This window comes from Paracoccus limosus (assembly GCF_009711185.1).
In the GTDB taxonomy this organism is placed as follows: Bacteria; Pseudomonadota; Alphaproteobacteria; order Rhodobacterales; family Rhodobacteraceae; genus Paracoccus; species Paracoccus limosus.
Genome location: NZ_WMIF01000025.1, coordinates 18,877 through 44,247 on the forward strand (window position 1 = coordinate 18,877; position 25,371 = coordinate 44,247).

A 25,371-nucleotide genomic window follows, 5' to 3' on the forward strand; every position below is an offset into this window, starting at 1 on the left:
CCACAAGTCAGCGCCGGCGAGGAGGCCGCGCGCCAGCCAGAATGGGAGGAGAATATCCATGCAAAGACGAAACCTGCTGCTGGGCGCGGTCCTGGCGGCCTCGACCGCGCTTGCCGGTCTGCCGGCTCTGGCCGAGGGCACGCCCTTCAAGGTCGGGCTGATCCTGCCGATGACCGGCCCCTTCGCCTCGACCGGGCGCCAGATCGAGGCAGCGGCCAGGCTGTATGTTGCCGAGCATGGCGACGAGGTGGCCGGCCGCAAGATCGAACTGATCGTCAAGGATGACGCCTCGGTCGCCGACAGCACCAAGCGGCTGGCCCAGGAGCTGATCGTGCGCGACAAGGTCGGCGCGCTGGCGGGCTTTGGCCTGACGCCGCTGGCCATGGCGACCGCGCCCTTGTCCACCCGCGCCAAGATGCCGACGGTGGTGATGGCGGCGGCGACCTCGTCCGTCACCGAAAGTTCGCCCTATGTAGTGCGCACCAGCTATACCACGCCGCAGGTCACCTCGAAGATCGCCGAATGGGCGGCGAAAGAGGGCATGAAACGCGTGGTGACCGTGGTTTCGGACTACGGACCCGGCATCGACGCCGAAAAGACCTTCGTCGCCACCTTCGGCGCGGCGGGTGGCGAGGTGCCCGAAACCCTGCGCTTGCCGCTGCAGAACCCCGACTTTTCGCCCTTTCTGCAAAAGGTTGCGGATGCCAAACCCGATGCGGTCTTCGTCTTCGTGCCTTCGGGGGTCGGCGCCCAGTTCATGAAGCAATTCGTCGAGCGCGGGCTGGACAAGTCGGGCATCAAGCTGCTGGCCGATGGCGGCATCACCGATGATGACATTCTGAACGGCATGGGCGATCCGGCGCTGGCCGCGATCACCGGCTTTCACTATTCGGCCGCGCATGACAGCCCGGCGAACAAGGCCTTTGTCGAGGCCTTCCAGAAGGCCAATCCCGGCATGCGACCGAATTTCATGGCCGTCGGCGGCTATGACGGCATGCATGCGATCTATGCGGCGCTGGAAAAGACCGGCGGCGACAGCGACGGCGACAAGGTGATCGCGGCGATGAAGGGCCTGAGCTGGGAAAGCCCGCGCGGCCCGGTCAGCATCGACCCCGAGACCCGCGACATCGTGCAGAACGTCTATCTGCGCCGCGTCGAGCGTCAGGGCGATCAGCTTTGGAACGTCGAGTTCGAGACCTTCGAGGCGGTCAAGGACCCCGGCAAGTAACGACCCCGGCACGTCCGGCTCGTAACCCAACCCCAAGCCACGGGGCCTGACGCACCCGCGCCGATCATCCGGCGCGGGACCGGCCCCCGCATGCCAAGGAACGCGCGAATGCTGACCATCCTGATCGACGGGATTGCCTATGGAATGCTGCTCTTTGTCATGGCCTCGGGGCTGGCCGTGACGCTGGGGCTGATGAATTTCGTCAACCTCGCCCATGGCGCCTTTGCCATGATCGGCGGCTATGTCACCGCCCTGACGATGAACCGGATGGGCCTGCCCTTTCTGGCCACGCTGCCTCTGGCCTTTCTGGTGCCGGCGCTGGTCGGGATGCTGGCCGAGCGCACGCTTTATGCCCGCATGTATCGCCGCAGCCATCTGGAGCAGGTGCTGTTTTCGATCGCCTTGGTCTTCATGGCGATGGCGGCGGCGGATTGGCTTTTGGGCTCCAGCCAGATGCTGATCACCCTGCCCGGCTGGCTGCAGGGCCGGTTCGAGATCGCCGGCATCGCCATCGGCCGCTATCGCGCCTTCCTGATCCTTGTCTGCGCCGCGCTGGTGATCGGTCTGCAGCTGCTGCTGAGCCGCACCCGCTTTGGCGCCCGGCTGCGGGCAGCGGTGGATGATCAGCGCGCCGCGCGTGGCCTCGGCATCAATGTCGGCGGCATCTTTGCGCTGACCTTTGCCACGGGCTCGGGCCTTGCCGGTCTGGGCGGGGCGCTGGGGATCGAGATCATGGGGCTGGACCCGACATTCCCGTTAAAGATCCTGGTCTATGTGCTGATCGTCGTCACCATTGGCGGCACGGCCACGCTGACCGGCCCGTTTCTTGCCGCGCTGATCATCGGCACCGCCGATGTGGCGGGGAAATACTACATCCCCGAGCTTGGCGCCTTTCTGATCTACCTGCTGATGATCGTGCTGCTGATCCTGCGCCCGCAGGGCCTCATCGCCCCCGCCCGCTAGAGGACCGACCATGACCGACACATTCCTGTCCGCCACCCCGCCCGCCCCGATCCGGCAGCGCGCCGCCCGCGACCTGACCCGCCGCGCCCGCTGGAAACCGGCCGAAATCCTGTTCTGGCTTTGCGCCGCCGCCAGCTTCTTTCTGCTGCCGGACCAACACCTGCTGCTGTCCGAGATCGTCATTCTGGGCCTGTTCGCGCTGTCTTTAGACCTGATCATCGGCTATGCCGGCGTGGTCACGCTGGGTCATGGCGCGTTTTTCGGGCTGGGCGCCTATGTCGCCGGGCTGACCTCGATCCACCTGACCGCCGAACCGCTGACCGGCCTTGCGCTGGCCGCGCTGGCTGCGGCTGCGCTGGGGCTGGCGACGGGGCCGCTGCTGCTCCTGCGGGCCTCGGACCTGACGCGGCTGATGGTGACGCTGGGCGTGGCCATGCTGCTTTACGAGGCAGCGAACAAGGCCTCGTGGCTGACCGGCGGCGCCGACGGCTTGCAGGGCGTGATGATCGACCCGCTGCTGGGCCGGTTCGAGTTCGATCTGTTCGGCACCACTGCCTATGGCTACTGCCTGATCGTGACCTTTGTCCTGACGCTGATCGCGCGGCGGATCGTCACCTCGCCCTATGGGCTGTCGCTGCGCGCCATCCGCGACAATGCGCTGCGCGCCCGCAGCATGGGCATCCCGGTCGGACCGCGCCTGCTGGCGATCTATGCCTTTTCGGCACTGATCGCGGGCATCGCCGGGGCGCTGTTGACCCAGACCACCATGTTCGTGTCGCTGGACGTGCTGGCATTCCACCGCTCGGCGGATGTGCTGCTGGTGCTGGTGCTGGGCGGCGTGGGCTATCTTTACGGCGGGCTGATCGGCGCGGTGGCCTTCAAGCTGTTGCAGGACTGGTTCTCGGCCCTCACGCCGCAATACTGGATGTTCTGGATGGGGCTGGTGCTGCTGGTCGTCGTGCTGATCGGACGCGACCGCATCCAGACCCTGCCCCGCACCCTGATGCGCCGGCTGCATGCGGAGGGCCGGGCATGAGCGCCGCCTTGCAAACCATCAATCTGGAAAAGCGCTTCGGCGGGCTGGTCGCGACCAACAAGGTCTCGCTGGTGCTGGAACACGGCGCCCGCCACGCGCTGATCGGCCCGAACGGCGCCGGCAAGACCACCTTTGTCAACCTGCTGACCGGGGTGCTGCCCACGGACGGCGGCCGGATCCTGCTGGACGGCGAGGATGTGACCGCCCGCAGCCAGATCCAGCGCGCCCGGCTGGGGCTGGGCCGGACCTTCCAGATCAACCAGCTGTTCGCGGCGATGACGCCGGTCGAAAGCATCGGTCTGGCTGTGTCCGAGCGGATGGGGGGCGGCGGCGACATCTGGCGTCGGCTGGGCAGCCGCCGCGACATCCTGAGCGAGATCGCCGAACTGGTCGAGCGCTTTCGCCTGACCGATGTCATGGACCAGCCGACCCGCGCCCTGCCCTATGGCAAGCAGCGTCTGCTGGAAATCGCGCTGGCTCTGGCGGGAAATCCGCGCGTGCTGCTGCTGGACGAACCCGCCGCCGGCGTGCCCGAGGCCGAGCGCGGCGAATTGCTGGAGACGCTGGCGGAACTGCCGCGCGACGTGTCGATCCTGCTGATCGAACACGACATGGATCTGGTCTTTTCCTTTGCAGAACGGATCACCGTTCTGGTGAACGGCACCCATTTCGCCGAGGGCAGCGTGGCCGAGATCATGGCCGACGCCCGCGTGCAGGAAGTCTATCTGGGAAGCGACGAACATGCCTGACCTGTTGGAACTGGACAATCTGCGCGCCGGCCATGGCGAGGCCGTGGTCATTCCCGACCTCAGCCTGCGTCTGGCCGAGGGCGAGGCGCTGGCCGTGCTGGGCCGCAACGGTGTCGGCAAGACCACGCTTCTGGACAGCATCATCGGTGTCACCCGCCGCTTTGGCGGCACCGTCCGGCTGGCCGGGCGCGACGTGACCCGGCTGTCGCCCGAGGCCCGCGCCCATGCCGGCATCGGCTGGGTGCCGCAGGAGCGCAACATCTTTCGCTCGCTGACGGTCGAGGAGAACCTGACCGCCATCGCCCGGCCCGGCAAATGGACGCTGGCCCGCGTCTACGAGATGTTCCCGCGTCTGGCCGAACGGCGGAGCAATATGGGCAACCAGCTGTCGGGCGGCGAACAGCAGATGCTGGCCGTCGGCCGGGCCCTGATGCTGAACCCGCGCCTGTTGCTGCTGGACGAACCGACCGAGGGGCTGGCGCCGATCATCATCGAGCAGCTTCTGGCCTCGATCCGCCGCATCATCCGCGACGAGGGCATGGCGACGATCATCGTCGAACAGCACGCCCGCAAGATCCTGAAAGTCACCGACCGCGCGGTGATCCTGGACCGGGGCGCCATCGTGCATCAGGCGGCCAGCGCCGCGCTGCTGGCCGATCCCGCGCCCCTGGAGCAGCACCTTGGCGTCATCGCCAAAGGCGCCGCCGCATGAGCCCGGATACCCCGCCGCCACCCCACACCGCATCGGGATCGCCGGAACGCCCCGGCCGCCCTGCAACGACACCCTGTGCGGGCTGAAACACCCGCCCCTACGCATCTTCTCAGGAGGACATCATGCCGGACCACACGCTTGCGCCGCTGGACGAGACGATCACCATCGACCAGCTTACGACCGCGCCCTATCCGATCTACAAGCGCCTGCGCGCCGAAGCGCCCGTGACGCGGGTGAAATCGGTCGGCCGCACGTTTCTGACCAGATACGCCGATTGCAAATACGTCAAGGATACGCCGGCGCTGTTTTCCTCGAACGATCCGAACACGCCGATGAAAAAGGCCTTTCAGGCCCATACCCTGATGCGCAAGGACGGCCCCGAACATATGGCCGAACGCATGGCCATGGCCTCGTCGCTGATGCCCAAGACCATACAGGATGTCTGGCAGCCGCTCTATCGCCAACTGGCCGGCGATTATCTGGACCGGCTGCCGAAAGGCGAGATCGTCGATCTGCACAAGGATCTGTCGGCGCCGATCGCGGCCCGGATCCTGGCCCATATCCTCGGGATCCCCGAGGCCACGGACGAAGAGATGATCTTCTGGTCGCAGGCCCTGATCGACGGCGCCGGCAATTTCGGCTGGCAGCCCGAACCCTTTGTCATCTCGGACCATGCCAATCTGGAAATGAACGCGCTGCTGGAAGATGCCGTCAAGCGGGTGCGGGCCGAGCCCGACCCTTCGGCGCTGTCGGTCATGGTCAATGCCGAAAATCCGATCCCGATGAGCCAGATCATCGCCAATATCAAGATCGCCATCGGCGGCGGCATCAACGAGCCGCGCGACGCGCTCTCGACCATTGTCTACGGCTTGCTGACCGAACCCGAGCAGCTTGAAGAACTGAAACGCAGCCAGAAATGGGGCCCGGCCTTCGAGGAAGGCGTGCGCTGGGTCGCGCCGATCCAGGCCTCGTCCCGGCTGGTCCTTGAGGATGTCGAGATCGGCGGGTTCCACATCCCCAGGGGCGACACGGTGATGACCATTCAGGCCTCGGCCAATCATGATGAGGACGTCTTTGACCATCCCGAGAAATTCGACGTGTTCAGGGCCAAGAACCCGCATCTGTCCTTTGGCTCGGGGCCGCATCACTGCGCGGGCACCCATGTCGCGCGCCGCACCGTCGGTGCCGTCATGCTGGAGATGCTGTTCGACCGTTTCCCCGACATCACCCTGCCCGACCCGGAGATCGTGCAATGGCGCGGCTTCGGCTTTCGCGGCCCGATCAACCTGCCCGTCAAACTGGGCTGACCCCAGCATCACGCAAGGAGAACCCTTATGAAAATCACCTTCATCGCCGCCGATGGCACCACGACCGAGGTCGAGGCCAAAGAAGGCGACAGCGTCATGCACACCGCCGTGCAGAACGATGTGGACGGCATCATCGGCGAATGTGGCGGCTCGATGATGTGCGCGACCTGCCATTGCTATGTCGATGAGGCATGGGCGGCGGCGGTCGGCGGGCAAGAGGACGGCGAAAGCGACCTTCTGGACTGCGCCGCATCCGAGGTGAAGCCCACCAGCCGCCTGTCCTGCCAGATCAGACTGCGCCGCGAATTGGACGGGCTGGTCATCCACCTGCCGGAATCGCAATTATAGGACGCCGCCATGGATCGCATCATCATCATCGGCACAGGTCAGGGCGGCCTGCAGATGGCCGCCAGCCTGCGGCAAGAGGGGTTTTCGGGCGAGATCCTGATGCTGGGCGAGGAACCCGGCCTGCCCTATCAGCGCCCGCCGCTCTCCAAGGCCTATATGGCGAATGGCGATGCCGGCGCGCTGGTGCTGAAACCGGCCAGCTTTTACGAACGCGCGGCGATCACGCTGCGCGACGGGGTGCGGGTGACGGCAATCGACCGCGCCACGCGCGAGGCGATCTGCGCCGACGACACCCGGCATGTCTATGATCATCTGGTGATCGCGACCGGGGCGCGCAACATGCGCCCGCCGATCCCCGGCCTGCAGGCGCCGGGCGTGCATGAGCTTCGCACCCTGACCGATGCCGCGGCCATCCGCGCGGCGCTGGCCGCCACGCGCCACGCCATCGTGGTCGGCGGCGGCTTCATCGGGCTTGAATTCGCGGCCATGGCCCGCGCCGCCGGCATCGCGGTCACGGTGATCGAGGCCGCGCCGCGCCTGATGTCGCGCGCCCTGTCCCCGCCGATGTCGGCGCATTTTCTGAAGCTGCACCGCGACATGGGCACCGAGGTCTTGCTGGACGCCAAGGCCGCGCGGGTGCTGGTGGATGGCGACGGGCATGTCTCGGGGGTGGAACTGGCCGATGGCCGGCAGGTCGCGGGCGACATGGCGCTGATCGCGACGGGCGTGCGGCCCAATATCGAACTGGCCGAGGCGGCGGGGCTGGTCTGTCAGAATGGCATCCTGGTCGATGGCACGCTTGCGACCAGCGACCCGGCGATCTCGGCGCTTGGCGATGTCGCGGCCTTTCCGGGGCCACTGGGCCAGTCTATCCGGCTTGAATCGGTGCAGGCGGCCGTCGATCACGCCCGCCATATCGCGAAACGGCTGCTGAAAGCAGAGATCGCGCCCTATGCCGCCGTGCCGTGGTTCTGGTCGGATCAGGGCAAATACAAGCTTCAGATCGCCGGCCTGCTGACCGAAGCCGATGAGATCATCCCCCTTGCCCCGCCCGATGGCGAGCCCGCAACCCTGCTGTTCCGCCATGGCCGGCTGGCGGCGGTCGAGACGATCAACGCCCCCGGCATCCACATGGCCGCGCGACGCCTGATCGGCTGCGATATCCAGACATTGCGGGCCCATGACTTCGACCTGAAGGCCGCGATCAAGGCCCATGCCTGACGACCGGATCCAAACTCGCAACTTGGGCGTAGCCGCGGTTCTGCGGCCCGTTCATCGCCGGGGGGGGCGCCCGCCTTCTCGGCGATGCACAGGTCCAGAGCGTCAAAAGCACGACCCCAGGACCAGCCACAACCTGACGCCGTCAGAAGACCGCGACAGATCCGATCGGCGCCGCAGAGCGCCCCGGACATCGCCCGGTCTGGCATCAGAATTGCCGCTTAATGCCTCTTCACCCCTCCTCGGCATAAGCGATAGCGCGAGCAAGCGGCTCTGGCGCGATCAGATCGTCCAACGACAGTGTGCCTTCAAGGAACCCCTGACGCGACAAGAAATCGATCTGCCGTTCCAACGCAGTGATCTGGCTGGCCTCCAGACCGGGGACCAGACGTTCCTCGATATCCGAACCCCAGCCGGATTCGACCAGATCCTCGGGTAGCCCGGTTTCGATGCCGATGATGCGGCGGGCCTCGGCGCGGTGGCCTTGCGCCCAATGCGCGGACTCCACCACATGCCGCACCAGCAGATCGACCAGTTCGGGGCGCTCTTCGTAAAGGTCGGCCGTGGTGGTCAGCAGCGCCGGAGTGGAGTTCGACACCCGTTTCAGCACATCCACCGGGCGCGACAGATCCACCACCCTTTCGGCACCGGTGAACCCGGCAGTCAAGGTCGCGATAGAGCCTGCGGAATAGATCAGATCGACCCTGCCTGCCAGCAAGGCGGCTGCCTCTTCGCGCTGATGGCCCAGCATGAAGCTGGAATCCCACAGCGTTTTGGCCGCATCGGTGCTGTCGGTCGCGCGTGACACATATGTTCGTTCAATGATCACATCGACCCAGTTGATGTCATCCTCGGTCAGATTGGCCTGAGCCAGCGCATGCGAGACGCCGTGCCGGACCGAGGCCTGCCAGAAATCCACCGGATCATGGATCTGGCGCGGCAGCGAAATCCGCTTGCCCCTGATATCGCTGGCCGAGGTGATCCCCGAGCCGGGCAAGGCGTAAAGCCCCTCGCCCTGGCTGGAACAGGTCAAACCAAGGATCTTGATGCGCTTGCCGCGCGAGGCCGAGACCAGCGGCGGCGTATTGCCACCCTGACGCACGAACCAGGGCTGGCTTTGCACGAAATGCGACTGGCGCACGGCGGGGTCGGTGCTGGTGGCCAGCGATTGCAGGCTGACGCCGTGTTTTGCCAGATCGGCGGTCAGATGGCCGCGCGCGCTGGCGATGCTCAGCGCATTTGGGATCGGACAGCGGGTGGTCCAGATCGTCCGGGTCATGGTGGTCCTTTCAGGCACAATTCGGGTCAGGCGGCAAAACGCGCGCGCAGGGTGGATTCGGCATAGTCGCGACGGAACAGACCGCGACGCTGCAATTCGGGGATCAGCAGGTCGCAGATCGCCTCGAACCCCCATGGGTAGCTGGGGGCCGATATGTTGAAGCCATCGGCTGCGCCGGTGGTGAACCAATGCTCCATCTCGTCGGCGACCTGTGCGGGGGTGCCGACAACGGCCGCGGTGTGGTTCAGCCCGTTCAGCCGCCGGATCGCCTCGCCCAGCGTGATGCCCGGCGTGTCGAGCAGCTGTTTCAGCATCAGGAACCGCCCCTTGCGCGAATTCACGCTTTCCACCGCCGGGAAGGGGGGCAGAGGATCGGTGTCGCGCAAACCGTCGATGTTCAGCCCCAGGGAATGGCGCAGCACATCCAGCTGATAGTCGCGCGGGATCAGCGCATCGAGCTGGTCCTTCTTTTCGCGCGCCTCGGCTTCGGTGGCAGCGACAATCGGGATCAGGCCGGGCAGAACCTTCAGGCTGGCCGGGTCGCGGCCAAAGCCTTCGGCCTCGGCCTTGATCCAGGCGTAAAAGGCGCGCGATCCGGCCAGATCGGCCTGATTGGTGAAAACCGCATCGACATTTCTGGCGGCAAAGGCGGTGCCATCACTCGACGATCCCGCCTGCACCAAGAGCGGGCGACCCTGCGGCGGACGTGGCAGGATTGCGGGCCCCTTCACACGGAACCATTCGCCCGCATGGTGGATCTCGCGCACGAATTCGGGATCGGCGATCACGCCCCTTGCCGCGCTTTTCTCGAAGGCGTCGGCATCCCAGCTGTCCCAGAGCTTCTGGGTCACCTCAAGGAATTCCGCCGCGCGGGCATAGCGCAGCTCATGCGCAAGAATGCGGTCCTGTCCAAAGTTCTGCGCCTCGGCATCGCCCGAAGAGGTGACGATGTTCCAGCCCGCGCGCCCCTTGCTCAGATGATCCAGCGTGGCCAATTGGCGCGCGGTCACGAAAGGCTCGGTGAAGGTGGTCGAGACGGTCGAGATCAGCCCGATCTGCCGCGTGACCATCGCCAAGGCCGACTGCAGCGCGGTGGTGTCCAGCCCAAAGAAGGTGGTGCGGCGGATGTCCTCCAGAAATCCGGAGGCGCTGGCGGTGAAGATCGCATCGAACCGCGCGGCCTCGGCCCGTTGGGCGAAACGGATATGATAATCCGGGTCCACCGTGTCATAGGGGTTCACCCCCGGCAGGCGGCCAGCACCCATATGTCCGCCAAAGGCGCGCAGGAAGATGTTGAGATGCATCTGGCGAGGGTTGCTCATTGTGCCGCCTCCAGCACCGGCAGGCTGGCGGACGGTGGCGTGGTGCCAAAGCGTGCGCGCAGGGTGCCCTCGGCATAGTCCCGGCGGAAGCTGCCCCGGCGTTGCAGTTCCGGCACCAGAAGCTCGGTAAAATCATCGAACCCGCCCGAGAAATGCGAGGGGTTGACGTTGAACCCGTCGCAGGCCCCTGCCTGCACCCATTCCTCCATCATATCGGCCAGTTCCGCAGGCGTGCCGCGCACGATCTTGCGCCCCGATGGCGCGACCCATTCGATCAGTTGCCGCACCGTGGGACGGTTTTGATGAATGTAATCCGCCACTCGCTGGTAATGGCCGCGATGGCCGTTGATCTGGTCAAGCGAGGGGAAGGCCGGGATCGGTGCGTCATCCGGCAACCCGGACAGATCGATCTTCAACAGCTCGCGGATGCGTTCCAGTCCGGTTTCGGGGTGGATATGGCTGTTGAGGTAGTCCTCTTTGGCGCGCGCCTCGGCCTCGGTCCGGCCGATGACCGGGATCAGGTTCGGCAGGATCTTGACCGCATCGGGGGCGCGGCCAATCCGCAGCAGCCGCTCGCGGATATTGGCGGCATAGGCCTGCCCTTCTGGCAGCGAGATCGCGCCGGCATAGATCAATTCCGACCAGCGGGCGGCGAAATCCAGACCCGCCTCGGAGGCGCCCGCCTGCGACAGCACCGGGTAATGCTGGGGTGATGCGGGCAGGATCGCCGGTCCCTTGACCTTGAACCACGGCCCCCGGTGGTCGATGGCGCGGACGCTGTCAGAGGCGACCATCCAGCCCTGTTCCTTGCCGCGCAGAAGCGCATCGGCATCATAGCTGTCCCAAAGCTGGAAGGTCACCTCCAGAAACTCACGCGCCCGATCATAGCGCGCGGCGTGATCGGGCAGCCGGTCAAGGCCAAAGTTCTGCGCCTCGTTCTCGCTGGTCGAGGTGACGATATTCCAGCCCGCGCGACCCTGGCTGATATGGTCCAGCGTCGCGAATTGCCGCGCCGCCTGCCAGGGCTCGTTGAAGGTGGTCGACAGGGTCGAGATCAACCCGATGCGGCTGGTCACGCCGGCCAGCGCCGCCAGCATCAGCAGCATGTCCATCCCGATCAGCGGGTTCATCTTTGGCTGCTGCACATGGCCCACCGCCCCCGCCATGAAGATGGCATCCAGCCGCGCGGCTTCGGCCTTGCGGGCGATGTTTTGCCAATAGGTGATGTCGGTCACCCGCCGCCGGTCGGTCTCCGGCAGCCATGGCCCGGCGGGATGGCCGCCGAAATTGTTCAGAAACAGGTTCAGGTGCATCTGTTTGCGCGGGCTGGGCATGGGCGCGATCCTTCAACCCGCCGCCAGCTGGCTGCCCAGCATTTCAGCCATGAGATGGTTCGCAGGCCCCATCAGCGCGATACCGCGCGCGTCGCGCCACAGCCGCTCGATCTCGGCGCCGCGAGTGTAGGAGAAGCTGCCGATCTGTTGCTGCACCTCGCGGCAGATCACCTCGGCGGTTTCGGAGGCAAATATCTTGGCCTCGCTCACGATGGCGGGCAGTTCCTGCGCCGGAGCATCGCCGCGCGCGGCAAGGGTCACAAAAGCGGCAATGGCATGGATCCTGGTGTCAAGCTCGGTCAGTTTGACCCGGATGGCGGAACTGCTCTCAAGGCCGCGGGCCTTTACATGCGCCTTGAAAAGCGCAAAGGCCGCGCGCGAGATGCCAAGCGCCACCGCCCCCAGCGATTGCCCGCTGCGCCACAGATTGCCCTTGATCGCGCCCGCGCCGCCGACCGCACCGAATACCGCCGTCTCGGGCACATGCGCGCCTTTCAGCTCGATCCAGCCGGTCGACGATCCGCGCATCCCTGACAGGCTGTAGCCGATCTGTTCAGGAATATGGATATGTTCGCGCTGCAACAGGAAAAAGGTCTGGCTGGGCGTGGCGGGGACGACATTTCCGGCCTCGCGCACCTCGGCGGGCAAAAGATACAGATCGGCCAGCCCCGCCCCGGTCGTATAGGTCTTCAGGCCGGTCAGCACGTAGCCGCCGGCCGGATGGGGTTCGGCAATCGTGGGACGGTTTGCCCCCGATTCCGACCATGCCGCAGCCGCAAGGAACTCACCGCTGGCCAGACGCCGCAGATAGGCCGCCTTCTGCGCCTCGGACCCCCAGCGCAGCAGATTGTCGATCACCAGCAGATGCTGGAAATAGATGATCCCGATCGAGGCATCGGCCCGGCCGATCTGTTCCAGCAGGTGGCGAATGGCCTCGGGGCTTTGGCCCTGACCGCCCAATTCCACCGGCAGGCTTGCATTCAGCACGCCGCTTTCCCGCAGTGCGGTGATCGAGGCGGGATCGGTCACGCCGGTTTCGTCCGAGCGCGGGGCAATGCGGGCCAGGGTCTCAAGCAGGGTGGCCAGCGGCTGGTCTGCGTTGGTGTCGGTCTGGGTCACGGGATCGGATCTTTCTTTGCTGGATCAGGAGATATTGTGGCAGGCAACCAGACGGCCATCGGCCTCGCGGGGCTGGGGCCGGTCGGTTGCGCAAAGGGCGCGGGCCTCGGGGCAGCGACTGCGAAAGATGCAGCCCCGCGGCACGCCGGCTTTCGGAACCTCGCCCTGCAGGATCACCCGTTCCCTGCGGCGGGCGTTCAATGAGGGCGCCGCGTCGATCAGCGCCCGGGTGTAGGGATGCAGGGGCCGGGCAAAGACATCGCGGCTGGTGCCGATCTCGACCAACTGGCCCAGATACATCACACCGACCCGGTCGCTGATATGGCGCACCACATTCAGATTGTGCGAGATGAACAGATAGGTCAGCCCCAGCCGGTCCTGCAGATCCTGCATCAGGTTGATCACCTGCGCCTGGATCGACACGTCAAGCGCCGAGACGGCCTCGTCCGCCACGATGAATTTCGGCGACAAAGCCAGCGCGCGGGCGATGCCGATGCGCTGACGCTGGCCGCCCGAAAACTCATGCGGATACCGGCTCAAGGCGCTGGCCGGCAGGCCCACGGCATCCAGAAGCTCGGCCACCTTTTCCCGGCGGGCAGGCCCGCGCGCGATGCCGTGGATGTCCAGCGGCTCTGCGATCAGATCGGCCACCCGCATCCGCGGGTCGAGCGAGGAATAAGGATCCTGAAAGATCATCTGCATCTCGCGGCGCAGATCACGCATCTGCGCGGCAGGCAGGGCAGTCAGATCCTGATGGCGATAGCGCACCTGCCCGGCGGTCGGGCGCACCAGTTGCAGAATCGCCCGCCCGGTGGTGGATTTTCCGCAGCCGCTTTCGCCGACCAGACCCAGCGTCTCGCCGGCGTGGATGTCAAAGCTGATGCCGTCGATGGCGCGGGTGGGGGCCGGGCGGGGCCCGAACAGCCGACGGCGGCCGGGGTAGTGCTTGACCAACCCCTTGATCCGCAACAGGGGTTCGGTCATGGCGAGACCTCCAGCGGGTGCCAGCATCGCAAGCCACGCGCGCCCGATGTGATCAGCGGCGGACGAGCCGCGCGGCATCGCTCGCTCGCGGTGGCGCAGCGGGGGGCAAAAGCGCAGGCTTGGGCGTCGGGCCGCATCAATGCCGCGCCGGGGATCGAATAAAGACGGCGACGGTCGCCCGTTTCCGAGGGGATCGCCTCGATCAACGCCCGGGTATAGGGGTGGCGGGGCCGGTCGATCAGATCGTCGGACGGGGCCTCCTCGACCACCGATCCCGCATACATCACGGCCACCCGGTCGCAGATTGCGGCCACCACAGCCAGATCATGGGTGATCAGCAGGATCGCGGTGCCATGTTCACGGCGCAGCCGGTCCAGCAGATGCAGAATCTGTGCCTGTGTCGTCACACCCAATGCAGTTGTCGGCTCGTCAGCGATCAACAAGGCAGGCGCGCAGATCATCGCCATGGCGATCATCGCCCGCTGGCGCATGCCGCCAGAAAGCTCATGCGGATAAGAGGTGAAGACCCGCGCGGCATCGGTCAGCCCAACCTCGGCCAGCCGGGTCAGCGCCAGTTTACGCGCAGCCCCCCGGCCAAGCGGGCGGTGCAACCGGACCGCCTCGATCAGCTGGTTGCCGATGGTATAGGCCGGGTTCAACGAGGTCATCGGGTTCTGGAACACCATGCCGATCCGGTCGCCCCGCAAGGCGCGCATCTCTGCCGCGCCAAGGCCGATCAGATCCCGCCCCTCAAGGGCAATCTGGCCGCTGCTGCGCGCGCCCGGCACCAGCCGCAAGATCGACATCGCCGTCACGCTTTTGCCGCTGCCGGATTCGCCCACCAGCCCGACGATTTCGCCCGCGCGCAGGGTCAGGTCCACGCCATCGACGGCCAGCACCTCGCCCGTCTGGCCGGGGAAATGCACCCGCAGGTTGCGAATGGTCAGCAGATCGGGCGCCAGGGCCGCAATGGGTGCAGGGCAGGACATTTCAGTGTTTCCTTCGCGGGTCGAGGATGTCGCGCAGCCCGTCGCCGAAAATGTTGAAGGCAAAGACCAAGGCCATGATGGCAAGGCCCGGAACGGTGGTCAGATGCGGGGCCACGCGCAGATATTCCCGGCCGTTGGTCAGCATCGCGCCCCAATCGGGCAGCGGCGGCTCGACCCCCAACCCCAGAAAGCTCAGCCCCGACGCGACAAGGATCGCGGTCGCCGCGCGCAGGCTGCACAGCACGATGACCAGCGGGATCGAATTTGGCAGGATATGACGGCGGATGACCTGCCAGGGCCCCGCGCCCATGCTGCGGGCGGCCTCGACATAATCTGCCCCTTTCAAGGTCAGCACTTCGGCGCGATAAAGCCGGACGAAGCCCGGAATGCCAAAGATCGCGATGGCCACCAGCATATTGGCCAGCCCCGGGCCCAGGATCGCCACCATGGCAATCGCCAGCAGGAAATTCGGAAAGGCCAGCAGGATATCGACGCCCCGCATGATCAAGGCGTCAAGCCAGCCGCCGAAATAGCCCGCGACCAGACCAAGAAACAGCCCGGCGATCAGGCTGACGACAACCGAGACCGCGGCCACCAGCAGCGCGATGCGCCCGCCCCAGATCAGCCGCGACAGCAGGTCGCGCCCGAATTCATCGGTGCCAAGAAGATGCGATCCCCCCGGCGGCAGCAGCGCCGCCTTCAGGTCCTGCGCATAGGGATCAAAGGGGCTGATCCACGGGGCAAGCAGGCTGGAGACCAGCACCACCAGCAGGATCGCGCCGCCAAGGCTGACCCTCCAGTTGCGCAGGGCCCGAAACCTCGGCAGGCGCGGCAAGGCAAAGCCCGCGATCCGCCCACGGGCCGGGTCAAGGCGCATAAGGCTCATGCCGCCCCCCTGCGCTGCCGGGGATCAAGCAGACCATAGCTGAGATCGGTCAACAAATTGACCGTGATGAAGATGACGGCGATCACCAGCACCGCGCCTTGCGTGGCGGGATAGTCGCGATACTGGATCGACTGGACCAGATAGCGCCCGATGCCATTGATCGAAAAGATCGTCTCGACGATCACCGCGCCGCCCAGCAGGATACCGGCCTCCAGCCCGATCAGCGTGACGGCAGGGATCAGCGCATTGCGCAGGGCATGGCGGCCGATCACCACAGCTTCCCTTGCGCCTTTGGCGCGCGCCGTGCGGATATAGTCCTGATGGATGATGTCCAGAAGCGAGGACCGCATCAGCCGCGCCAGCATCGCCGCCGCCCCCAGCCCCAGCGTGACCGCAGGCAGGATATAACCCCTGAGGCTGGACGTGCCCCCGGTCGGCAGCCAGCGCAGATGATAGGAAAACACCAGAACCAGCATCAGCCCCAACCAGAACAGCGGCACGGAAATCCCGGTCAGCGACAGCCCGGTCAGCAGATGATCGCGCAGGCTATCTGGCTTGATGGCCGAGATTATCCCCGCCGCCAGCCCCAGTGAGATCATGATCGCCAGCGCAAGGCCGGTCAGGATCAGGGTCCGGGGCAGCCGGGCCGCCAGCTCATCCACAACGGGGCGGTTCGAATGCAGCGACCGCCCCATCTCGCCCCGCGACAGGTTGCTCAGATAGGTGATGAATTGCGCGCCAACCGGCTGGTCCAGCCCCAGATCGGCGCGCAGGCCCGCGACCTCGGCATCGGTCGCCTCTGGCCCGGCGATCAGCCGCGCCGGATCCCCGGGCAGGACATGCGTCATGGCAAAGACCAGCACCAGCACCCCGAAAAGCGTGGGCAAGACCTGCAGCAGACGGCCGATGACATTGCCGATCATGGCGCCGCCTGTATCGCGTCGCGCAGGACCAACACGCCGTTGTGGTCGACGAACACCCCCGACAGCCCCGCAGCGGTGCCGATCGCATAGCGGATCTCGGCAAGTGGCGCCCATGGGGCGTCTTCCTTCAGCTGCTCTTGCACCTTGCGATAGATGGCCTTGCGCAGAGCGGGATCGGTCTGGCCTGCGGCCTCTTTCACCCAGTCAAAGACCTGCGGATTGTCGTAATTGGCAAAGTTCACCGTGATCCCAAGCGCCGAGAATGGCGTAAGCGAACGGTCGGCATCGCCGGTGACACTGGCCCAGCCCAGCAGATAGGCCTCATAGCCCTTGTGGGCCTCCATCACGCCCTGAAATGTGCTCCACTCATAGCGGTTGATGGTGGTATCCAGCCCGATGGCATTGAAATTCGCCTGCAGCAGCTCGCCGATCTGGCGCCCGCCGGGCAGATAGGCCTCGGGCACCGCAAGTTCCAGCTTCGAGCCTGCCGCCACGCCCGCCTCTTGCAAAAGCGCGCGGGCTTTGTCCGGGTCGTAAGGATATGTGCCCACATCTGCATGGCCCCAGGCATTGCTGGACACAAACGAGGTCGCGGGGTTCGCAACCCCGGCGAGGATGGTATTGACGACCGCGTCCCGGTCGATGGCGTAGTTCAGCGCCTGACGGACACGTTTGTCGGACAGCAGCGGTATCTTGGTATTGAAGCCCAGATATTGGATCCGGGTCGAAGGAAAGGTTTGCACCTGAACGCCGGGCGTATCCTGCAATGTGGGCAGACTCGTGGCGGGGACGTTGTTGATCACCCCGACCTCACCGGTTTCCAGCGCCAGCAGGCGGGATTCATTCTCGGGGATCTCACGCAGGATGATGTGGTCGAAGGCGGGTTTTGCGCCCCAGTAGTCGGGGTTCGCCTCCAGCGTCAGGGAATCGCCGGGCACCCAATCGGCCACACGATAGGGTCCGCTACCAACCACCGCCTTGGCTTCGTTCAGTTTCTGCGCGCCAAGGCTGCCCGGGCTCTGGATGCCACCCGACGGGATGGCGAAAAGCGCAAGCGCCGCAGCATAGGGATATTTCAGCGTAAAGACGACAGTGCGGTCACCCGCCAATGCCACACCGTCGACATAGGGCTTGTAGGCGCCGCTGCCCAAGGAGTTGTTGGCTGGATCGAGCGTCGAGTCGAACAGCGCCTTGACGGCGGCGGCGGTGATCGGGGTGCCGTCGTGGAAGGTGGCGCCGTCGCGAATGGTGAATCGCAGGCTCTTGCCATCGGGGGCGACCTCCCAAGTCTCGGCGACACCGGGGCGGAATGCGCCCTTCGCATCGCGGATCACCAGCGTGTCATAGATCAACGAACTGGCAATCGCATCCGCCGATCCGGTGACCAGCTGCTGTGCGTCCAGACGGGTTGCGATGGCGGAAAGGCCGACGGTCAGATCGCCCTCGGCCATTGCGCTGATCGGGGTCAGCGCGATGACCGATGTGGCGAACAAAGCCTTCATGAGGCTGCGTTGGTCGTTATGTTTCAAGCGCGGGCTCCCGATGCTGCCACCCAGCGGGTAGCAATTTAAACTCGACTAAACTGTGCGGGATATTAGATCGGCGATCTCGATTTCAGCAAGGAAATGGGCTGCCAATTTTTTATAGGTTTGCAGCTATATGGTTCTGTTTCTGAGCCGCTCTTGGCGCCATACGTTCTTTAACTTCGGTCTAAAAATGACCGAAGCCTCTGTGTATTTATTTGTATTTAAAATCTTATCTTGAACACCGGCGATACCTACGCCCATCGCAAACTCAGGAACGATACCCAACAGTCTCACCACCACCCACGACAGCACCCTAAGACGCGAAATCCTCGCGCGTCTCAGCGGATTCCGCATGAAATCTTTCAATTTCCATAAGTTTCGCTCTGTGCTAAGACCGATCTGTCTTGTTCGGGGATACGGGGGATGATCTTGGACGTCGCAGGCGAAGCGTCCGCGCAGGATCTGCGCGCAAATCTTGTCAGGGTGGCAGCACGCCTGTTCTATGCCGAGGGTCTGCGAACCGTGGGCGTGGACCGCGTCGCAAGCGAGGCAGGTGTGGCCAAGGCCACGCTCTACCGATACTTTGCCAACAAGGATGATCTTATCCTTGCCTGTCTGGAACAGCGTCAGGCCGATGTCATGGCATCCATGCGTGCGACGGTCGAACGGGCGCCTGCCACCGCGCTGGACCGGGTCGGGGTGCTTTTCCTTGAACTTGGCCATCTGGCGATGCAACCGGGGTTCCGGGGATGCCCGTTCCTGCTGGCGATGACGGAATACCCGCAGGATGATCGCATTGCAGAGCTGACACGGCAGCACAAACGCGCCACCCGCGCGCTGTTCGCCACGGCGATCGGTGCGGAGAAGGATCCGACAGGAAACCTCGCAGGGGTAGTTGCGATCCTTTATGAGGGGGCTTCGGTTCTGGCCTCGGTCGAGGGCAGCACCCGGCCTTTGACGCTGGCGCTGCGCAATGTCGAAAACCTGCTCCGGGCCGCTGCAATCGACTGAACGGGCCGACATATCGGGGCAATTCGTCAAGGGGTGGCACCAATGAGCCCTGGTCAGCCCCCAGCCTCTCCGATCCCGGCCCCGCGCTGTTGCCCTGCGGTGACCGGCATCATAATGATGCCGAACCGGTCACGGGAAAGGTGCGCACCGCATGGACAATCCTGGCAACACGCTGCTGGCGGAACTGGAACGGGCGCGCGTGGCCTGGCTCTATTTCGTCGGCGGGCTGACGCAGCAGGAAATCGCGGTGCAGCTGCAGATGACCCGGCTGCGCGTCAACAAGATCATCGGTCAGGTGCGCGAAGAGGGCGCCGTCCGCATCGAGGTGGCGCTGCCCCTGACCGAATGCATCGTGCTGGCCGATCAGGTCGCGGCGCGCTACGGCCTGGCCGATGTCGCCATCGTGCCCGATGTGGCCCATGGTCTTGACCAGAAGCGGGTGATCGGCGAGGTCGCGGGCAGCATGGCCGCCGCGCTGGTCGAAGGCAAGGATCTGGGCATCGGCATCGCCTCGGGCAGCACGCTCAGCTTTGCGGTGCGCGGCCTGAGCGCGCGACCGATGCCGGAAAGCTGGGTGGTGGGGCTGACCGGCGGGGTAACGCGTTCGTCCGGGACCAACACCTTCGAGGTCGCGACCAGCCTTGCCCGGGCGCTGGGGGTCGAATGCCACTATCTGACCGCGCCGATCTATTGCGCCTCGCCGCAAAGCCGCGAGACGCTGTTGATGATCGACGAGCTGACCGATGTGATGGCGCGCACCGAGATCGCCGATCTGGGCATCACCTCTTGCGGCAATCTGGCCGAGGGCGCGGCCCTGACCCAGATCCGCGTGGTCAAGGACCATCTGGACGAACTGGTCAAACGCGGCGCGGTGGGCGAGTTCCTTGGCTGCTTTCTGGACGCCTTTGGCCGGCCCATCGACCATTTCCTCAACGAGTCGATCATCGCGCTCAGCCCCGACAAGCTGAAGCTGAAGCCGATGTCGATGCTGGTCTCGGGCGGGATCGACAAGGTCCAGATCATCCGCGCCGTGCTGCGCGGCGGCTTTGTCAACCGGCTGGTCACGAATGAGGCCGTGGCCCGCGCATTGCTGGCCGGGCCGCGCTAGCGGCGGCCCGGTCCGGTCGAGACCTTACAGCGCCTCGTCCAGCGCCGCCGCCATCGCGCGCAGGATGGTAAAGGTCGAAGCCGCGCCCGCGTCGATATGACCGACCGAGCGCGCGCCAAGCTTGGCCGAGCGGCCACGCCGCGCCTCCATCGCCGCCGTGGCCTGCATGCCGCGCTCGGCACCGTCACGGGCCGCGCCGATCACCGCAACCGCACCGCCCGAGACGGCGGCCCGCGCCGCCTCGACTGCGGGCACCCAGGCGTCGATCATGGTCTTGTCGCCCGGCTCGGCTCGGCCCCGGTCGCGGATGCCCTGCAGCGCCCCCGCCAGCCAGTCCACCAGTGCCCCGGCATCCAGATTCAGCCGGTCGCTGACCGCGGCACCGGCGCGCAGGAAGGCGGTGGCGTAAAGCGGCCCCGACGAGGCGCCGACGGCATCAAGGAAAGCCTTGGCCATGCGCTTGCAGCTGGCCTCGATGGTCTCGTCAGCCGGGGCGTTGTTCAGCGCACCCTGCACCGCCTTCCAGCCGATTTCCATGGTCACGCCATGGTCACCGTCGCCGATCACCCCGTCCAGCTCGGACAGCCAGTCGCGTTCGGCGATGATCTCGTCACCGGCGCGGCGCATCATCTGGCGAAAGATCTGCGGCGTGATGGCACCGTCGGACTTCAGCGCCACGGCCGGGGCGGCGCTGGCCGCCTCGACCTGCGGCGTCTGACGGCGGTTGCTGCGCGCGCCGGCGGCCGGGCTGCCGCCTTTGACCGCGCCTTGGGTCAGCGCCACGGTATGACAAGGATGGTCCAGCAGCATGGTCAGCTCGGCATCCAGCCGGATCAGCGTGATCGAGGCCCCCGCCATTTCCAGCGAAGTGGCATATTCCCCGACCCAGGAGCGGTGCACGGCAATGCCATGCCCGTCCAGGATCTGCTTGACCCGGTTGAAGACGATATACAGCTCGACCGGCGAGGTGGCGCCAAGCCCGTTGACCAGAACCGCGACCCGGTCGCCCTGCCCTGCGCCCAGCTCGGCCAGAATCGCCTGCATCAGCGCATCGGTGATGGTATCGGCGCTGGCCAGCTTTTCGCGGCGCACGCCCGGCTCGCCATGCAGGCCCATGCCGATTTCCATCTCGTCATCGCCGATCTCGAAATTCGGCTTGCCGGTCTGGGGCAGCGAGCAGGGGCTCAGCGCGACACCCATCGACAGCGTGGCGGCATTGGCCTTTTGCGCCAAAGCCTCGACGCGGGCCAGCGGCTCGCCCAGATCGGCGGCGGCCCCGGCGATCTTGAAGACGAAGAAATCCCCGGCGATGCCGCGCCGTTCATTGCGCCGCGCGGCCGGGGCCGAGGCGACGTCATCGGCCACGGCCACATGGCGCACGGCGATGCCCTCATCGGCCAGCATCTCGGCCGCCATGGTAAAGTTCAGCACGTCGCCGGTGTAATTGCCGTAAAGCAGCACCACGCCCGCACCGCCATCCGCAGCGCGGGCCGCCTCGGCGATATGCTCGGGCGACGGCGAGGCAAAGATATTGCCCACTGCCGCCGCATCGGCCAGGCCGCGCCCGACATAGCCGGCAAAGGCGGGCTCGTGCCCCGAGCCGCCGCCGACCACGACGCCGACCTTGCCGTCGCGCGGCCCGTCCACGGCGACCACCGCCCGGCCGGTGGCGCCCTCGACCGTCAGGATGTCGGGATGCGCGCCGACCATGCCCGCGATCATTTCGCTGATGATCGTTTCGGGCGCGTTGATGAGTTTCTTGGTTTTGGTCATGCTGAAGGCTTTCCGTGGATCAGGCGGTTTCGCGGCGCAGATAGCGGCGCGACAGGGCATCGAACGAGATGGCAAGCACCACGATCAACCCCGAGACGACGCCCTGCCAATAGGGCGAAACCCCGTAAAGGACGATGATGTTTTCGATGATGGCGATGATGCCGGCGCCAAAGATCGCCCCCAGCGGCGAGCCGACGCCGCCGGTGGTCGCAACCCCGCCGATGACCGCCGCCGCGATCGGCGCCAGCACCCAAGTCTGGCCGATCGAAGGTTGGGCCGTGCCCAGCCGCGCCACCATCAAAAGCCCGGCCAGCGCCGACAGGAACCCGGCCAGCGTGAACACCATCAGCCGGATGCGATCGACCCGGATGCCCAGCATCCGCGCCGCCGCCGCATTGTTGCCGATGGCATAGATATAGCGGCCCATCGGCGTTTTCAGCGTGACGAACAGCGCCAGCGCCAGCACGGCCAGCATGATCAGGAAGGGCACGGGGATGCCAAGGAAATCGCCGCGGCCCAGAAACTGGATCGATTGCGGAATGCCGGTGATGGCGACGCCCTTGGTCAGAACAAGGATCGCCCCGCCATAGATCCCGGCCATGCCGATGGTCAGCACCAGTGAATGCAGCCCCAGCGCGGTCACCAGAAGTCCGTTCAGAAACCCCAGCGCCAGACCAAGGGCCAGCGCCAAAGCCAGCGCCGCCACCGGCGGCAGTCCGGCCTTGATCATCAGCATCCCCGAAACGACGCCGCACAGCCCGCCGATCACCCCCAGCGACAGGTCAAGTTCGCCCAGGATCATCAGCGAGGATTGCGCGACGGTGATCAGCCCGACAAAGGCCAGCCCGCGCGCGATCACCGACATATTGTAGCCAGTCAGGAAATAGGGCGAAACCAGCGCCGAGACGACAAAGATCGCCACCAGCGCCACAAAGACGCCGGCCAGCGGGTTGCGCAGGAAAATCCCCAGGATCGAGCGCCGGGGCGCGGTGCCGGGAATGTCAGACATGGGAAGCCTCCCCCTCGGGGCGGGAGCCGGGCGCCGAGGCAAAGATCGCTCCCACCAGTGTTTCCGTATCGGTCGTGGCGGCGTCGAAATCGCCGGTCAGGCGACCGCCATGCATGGTCAGGATCCGGCTGGCGCAGCGGCGCAGCTCGGTCATTTCGGACGAGATCAGGATGATGCCGACGCCGGCCTCGGCCAGCGACTTCATGATGCGATAGATCTCGGCCTTGGTGCGGATGTCGATGCCCTTGGTCGGCTCGTCAAAGATCAGGATGCGCGGCGATGTCGCCATGGCGCGGCCGATGATCGCCTTTTGCTGGTTGCCGCCCGACAGGGTCGAGATGCGCTGGCCCGGCCCCGAGGCCCGGATGCCGTAATCGGCGATCACCTGCCCGACGATGCCGCGCTCCTTGCCAAAGTCGATCCCGGCGGCGCCGGAGGTCAGCGACAGCACCGAAATGCCGATGTTCTCGCGCAGCGACAGCAGCGGAAAGATGCCATGGTGTTTGCGCTCTTCGGACAGATAGAGCATCCCGGCCTTGACCGAGGCTGCGGGATCGTTCAGCCGCCAGTCCTGCCCCATAACGCGGACCCGCCCGCCTGCGGCCTTGCGAAAACCGAAGATGGTCTGCATCAGTTCGGACCGGCCCGCGCCGACCAGCCCGGCAAAGCCCAGAATCTCGCCGCGTTTCAGTTTGAACGAGACATCGTGGAACATCGGGCCGGACAGGTTCTCGACCTGCATCAGCGTGTCGCCGGGCTCGGCATCGGGGCGGAAATGTTCGTCGATCTGCACGGCACGGCCAGACATGGCCCGGATCAGCCCCGGCTCGTCGATCCGGTCGATGCGGCCCGCTTCGACCAGCTCGCCATTGCGCAGCACGCTGTAGTCGTCGCCGATCTCGAACACTTCCTCCATCTTGTGCGAGATGAAGACGATGGCATGGTCGCGGTCCAGAAAGCTGCGGATCACCCGGAACACCCGCTCGACCTCGCGCGCGGTCAGGGCCGAGGTCGGCTCGTCAAGGATCAGAACCTTCATGTCCTTGTTGGTCGAGGCCCGCGCGATCTGCAAAAGCTGCTGGTCGGGCACCGAGATATGCCGCACCAGATCACCCGGCCGCGCTTCGATGCCAAAGCGATCCAGATAGTCCTGCGCCTCGGCCCGCAGGCGGCGGCCGTTCACCAGCCCGCCATGGCCGGTGCGGTCAAAGGGCATGAACAGGTTTTCGGCCACGCTGACATCAGGAAACAGCGACAGCTCCTGCGGCACATAGGCGATCTTGCGAAACAGATCGGGGTGTTCCAGCGGGTACTGCCCGTCGATCAGAATCGACCCGCGCGAGGCGCGGTCCGCGCCGGTCAGGATCTTGACCAGCGTCGATTTCCCGGCGCCGTTCTCGCCGGCAAGGATATGGGTGCGCCCCAGTTCCACCGACAGATCGACATTGTTGAGCGCGGTCACGCCGGGAAAATCCCGCCCGACGCCACGCACCTCCAGATAGGCCATCATTCGCCTCGCAGATCGGGGAAAGGCCGGCCCGGACGCAGGTTGCGCCGGGCCGGCAGAGGCAATCAATTGCCCAGGGTTTCCTTGGTCAGGAAGGCATTGCCGGTGTCCAGATATTGCGGGACAGGGGCGCCGGTGGCCTGCGCCCAAAGCAGCATCACCGACCAGTAGCCCTGCAGTTCCGGCTGCGAGGCGGACGAGCTGTCGGCGACGCCGTTGCGGATCATGTCCAGCATCTCGGGCAGGTTATCAAGACCGACCAGCGTGACCTTGCCCTGTTTGCCGGCCTCGACGATGGCCTGACCGATGCCGATGGGACCGGCGGCATCCGAGGCGACCCAGCCCTTGAGGTTCGGGTTGGCCTGCATGATCGCGGCAGCCTGCTGCTGCGCGGTTTCGATGCTGTCGTTGTCGATGCCCTCGGCCACGACCTTGATGCCGGGATGTTCGGCAAAGACCTGACGGTGGCAGTCGGCGCGGATGGCGTGGTTGGGCGCGGTGGGCACGCCCATCATGATCGCGACCTCGCCTTCACCGCCCAGAACCTCGACCAGCCGGCGCGAGGCGATCTTGGCCTGTTCGCAGAAATCCGAGCCGATATAGGGGATGGCCATGCCTTCGGGCGGGATCGAGTCAAAGATCGCCAGCGGAATGCCCTGCTGCTGCGCGGCCTCCAGCGAGGCGCGGTTGCCGGCGGGGTCCAGCAGGTCGATGGCAATGCCGTCGGGACGGGTCGAGATGGCGCTTTCGACGATCTGCACCTGCTGCACCACATCGGCGGTCTGCGGCGCGGAATAGACGATTTCGACATCGGCGCCGGTCTGTGCCTTCAGCGCAGCCGCCGCCATCTGGGCCCCGTCGTTCACCTTGTCGAACCAGGGATGCACCACCTTGGGCACGATCAGAAAGCGATAGGATTCCTTTTTGGCGGTGCCGGGCGCGTCCGCAGCCTGCACCGCCAACGGCAGCGCAAGCGCAATCCCCGCCAGAAGCGTGGTCAGTTTCTTCATGAATACTCCTCCAAGCACATGAGCGGCCAG

At 65.7% G+C, this 25,371-nt stretch carries 23 protein-coding genes; 10 read left to right on the forward strand and 13 right to left on the reverse strand.

What is annotated here, in order from left to right; genetic code table 11:
- Window positions 1-58 precede the first annotated feature (58 nt).
- From GL279_RS15140 to GL279_RS15175, 8 genes are all read left to right on the forward strand, one after another.
- On the forward strand, window positions 59-1,228 hold the full coding sequence (locus GL279_RS15140; RefSeq protein ID WP_155065473.1) for an ABC transporter substrate-binding protein: 1,170 nt from the start codon (window positions 59-61) through the stop codon (window positions 1,226-1,228).
- A gap of 108 nt (window positions 1,229-1,336) precedes the next feature.
- Window positions 1,337-2,191, forward strand: a complete 855-nt coding sequence (locus GL279_RS15145) for a branched-chain amino acid ABC transporter permease (protein ID WP_155065474.1) — start codon at window positions 1,337-1,339, stop codon at window positions 2,189-2,191.
- Window positions 2,192-2,201: 10 nt separating this feature from the next.
- The gene (locus GL279_RS15150; protein WP_155065475.1) at window positions 2,202-3,227 is read left to right on the forward strand and encodes a branched-chain amino acid ABC transporter permease; all 1,026 of its coding nucleotides are present in this window, start codon (window positions 2,202-2,204) and stop codon (window positions 3,225-3,227) included.
- Window positions 3,224-3,976, forward strand: a complete 753-nt coding sequence (locus GL279_RS15155) for an ABC transporter ATP-binding protein (RefSeq protein ID WP_155065476.1) — start codon at window positions 3,224-3,226, stop codon at window positions 3,974-3,976. Before GL279_RS15150 ends, GL279_RS15155 begins: the two co-directional genes overlap by 4 nt.
- Window positions 3,969-4,688: an ABC transporter ATP-binding protein gene (locus GL279_RS15160; protein WP_155065477.1), complete on the forward strand. Its 720-nt coding sequence runs from the start codon at window positions 3,969-3,971 to the stop codon at window positions 4,686-4,688. The genes GL279_RS15155 and GL279_RS15160 overlap by 8 nt, the downstream gene beginning before the upstream one ends.
- 122 nt (window positions 4,689-4,810) lie before the next feature.
- Complete coding sequence (locus tag GL279_RS15165; protein ID WP_155065478.1) at window positions 4,811-5,995, forward strand: cytochrome P450; 1,185 nt, start codon at window positions 4,811-4,813, stop codon at window positions 5,993-5,995.
- A 27-nt stretch (window positions 5,996-6,022) separates the two neighbouring features.
- On the forward strand, window positions 6,023-6,343 hold the full coding sequence (locus tag GL279_RS15170) for a 2Fe-2S iron-sulfur cluster-binding protein (protein ID WP_155065479.1): 321 nt from the start codon (window positions 6,023-6,025) through the stop codon (window positions 6,341-6,343).
- A 9-nt stretch (window positions 6,344-6,352) separates the two neighbouring features.
- Complete coding sequence (locus GL279_RS15175; protein ID WP_155065480.1) at window positions 6,353-7,564, forward strand: NAD(P)/FAD-dependent oxidoreductase; 1,212 nt, start codon at window positions 6,353-6,355, stop codon at window positions 7,562-7,564.
- Window positions 7,565-7,793: 229 nt separating this feature from the next.
- Here the strand turns inward: GL279_RS15175 and GL279_RS15180 are convergent, their stop codons facing one another.
- Genes GL279_RS15180 through GL279_RS15220 form a run of 9 tightly spaced genes read right to left on the reverse strand, consistent with a single transcriptional unit; the run spans window position 7,794 to window position 17,926 of the window.
- Window positions 7,794-8,840: an ABC transporter substrate-binding protein gene (locus tag GL279_RS15180; RefSeq protein ID WP_155065481.1), complete on the reverse strand. Its 1,047-nt coding sequence runs from the start codon at window positions 8,838-8,840 to the stop codon at window positions 7,794-7,796.
- 26 nt (window positions 8,841-8,866) lie between these two features.
- The gene (locus tag GL279_RS15185) at window positions 8,867-10,162 is read right to left on the reverse strand and encodes an LLM class flavin-dependent oxidoreductase (RefSeq protein ID WP_155065482.1); all 1,296 of its coding nucleotides are present in this window, start codon (window positions 10,160-10,162) and stop codon (window positions 8,867-8,869) included.
- Window positions 10,159-11,496, reverse strand: coding sequence for an LLM class flavin-dependent oxidoreductase (locus GL279_RS15190; protein WP_155065483.1), 1,338 nt, complete (start codon window positions 11,494-11,496; stop codon window positions 10,159-10,161). The genes GL279_RS15185 and GL279_RS15190 overlap by 4 nt, the downstream gene beginning before the upstream one ends.
- 12 nt (window positions 11,497-11,508) lie before the next feature.
- Complete coding sequence (locus GL279_RS15195; protein ID WP_155065484.1) at window positions 11,509-12,615, reverse strand: acyl-CoA dehydrogenase family protein; 1,107 nt, start codon at window positions 12,613-12,615, stop codon at window positions 11,509-11,511.
- Window positions 12,616-12,639: 24 nt separating this feature from the next.
- Entirely contained in the window at window positions 12,640-13,599 is a 960-nt protein-coding gene (locus tag GL279_RS15200) for an ABC transporter ATP-binding protein (protein WP_155065485.1), read from the reverse strand.
- A complete protein-coding gene (locus GL279_RS15205) occupies window positions 13,596-14,588 on the reverse strand; it encodes an ABC transporter ATP-binding protein (protein ID WP_155065486.1) in 993 nt (330 codons plus the stop codon). The genes GL279_RS15200 and GL279_RS15205 overlap by 4 nt, the downstream gene beginning before the upstream one ends.
- 1 nt (window position 14,589) lies before the next feature.
- Window positions 14,590-15,474, reverse strand: coding sequence for an ABC transporter permease (locus GL279_RS15210; RefSeq protein ID WP_155065487.1), 885 nt, complete (start codon window positions 15,472-15,474; stop codon window positions 14,590-14,592).
- Window positions 15,471-16,397, reverse strand: coding sequence for an ABC transporter permease (locus GL279_RS15215; protein WP_155065488.1), 927 nt, complete (start codon window positions 16,395-16,397; stop codon window positions 15,471-15,473). The genes GL279_RS15210 and GL279_RS15215 overlap by 4 nt, the downstream gene beginning before the upstream one ends.
- Window positions 16,394-17,926 (reverse strand): ABC transporter substrate-binding protein, encoded by a 1,533-nt coding sequence (locus GL279_RS15220; protein ID WP_155065489.1) that lies wholly within the window; start codon window positions 17,924-17,926, stop codon window positions 16,394-16,396. The genes GL279_RS15215 and GL279_RS15220 overlap by 4 nt, the downstream gene beginning before the upstream one ends.
- Window positions 17,927-18,406: 480 nt before the next feature.
- On the opposite strand from GL279_RS15220, the gene GL279_RS15225 reads away from it, so the two are divergent.
- Window positions 18,407-18,934, forward strand: coding sequence for a TetR family transcriptional regulator (locus GL279_RS15225; RefSeq protein ID WP_170293995.1), 528 nt, complete (start codon window positions 18,407-18,409; stop codon window positions 18,932-18,934).
- A gap of 151 nt (window positions 18,935-19,085) precedes the next feature.
- The gene (locus GL279_RS15230; protein WP_155065491.1) at window positions 19,086-20,042 is read left to right on the forward strand and encodes a sugar-binding transcriptional regulator; all 957 of its coding nucleotides are present in this window, start codon (window positions 19,086-19,088) and stop codon (window positions 20,040-20,042) included.
- A gap of 24 nt (window positions 20,043-20,066) precedes the next feature.
- On the opposite strand, the gene dhaL is transcribed toward GL279_RS15230, so the two are convergent.
- The 4 genes from dhaL to GL279_RS15250 all read right to left on the reverse strand — a co-directional run bounded on the left by dhaL (window position 20,067) and on the right by GL279_RS15250 (window position 25,341).
- Window positions 20,067-21,815 carry a dihydroxyacetone kinase subunit DhaL gene (dhaL, locus tag GL279_RS15235; protein ID WP_155065492.1) on the reverse strand — a complete coding sequence of 583 codons (1,749 nt, stop codon included), beginning with the start codon at window positions 21,813-21,815 and terminating at the stop codon, window positions 20,067-20,069.
- Window positions 21,816-21,834: 19 nt separating this feature from the next.
- On the reverse strand, window positions 21,835-22,824 hold the full coding sequence (locus GL279_RS15240) for an ABC transporter permease (RefSeq protein WP_155065493.1): 990 nt from the start codon (window positions 22,822-22,824) through the stop codon (window positions 21,835-21,837).
- A complete protein-coding gene (locus GL279_RS15245) occupies window positions 22,817-24,334 on the reverse strand; it encodes a sugar ABC transporter ATP-binding protein (protein ID WP_211371328.1) in 1,518 nt (505 codons plus the stop codon). The genes GL279_RS15240 and GL279_RS15245 overlap by 8 nt, the downstream gene beginning before the upstream one ends.
- A gap of 62 nt (window positions 24,335-24,396) precedes the next feature.
- Window positions 24,397-25,341, reverse strand: a complete 945-nt coding sequence (locus tag GL279_RS15250; RefSeq protein ID WP_155065495.1) for a substrate-binding domain-containing protein — start codon at window positions 25,339-25,341, stop codon at window positions 24,397-24,399.
- Window positions 25,342-25,371: the final 30 nt, after the last annotated feature.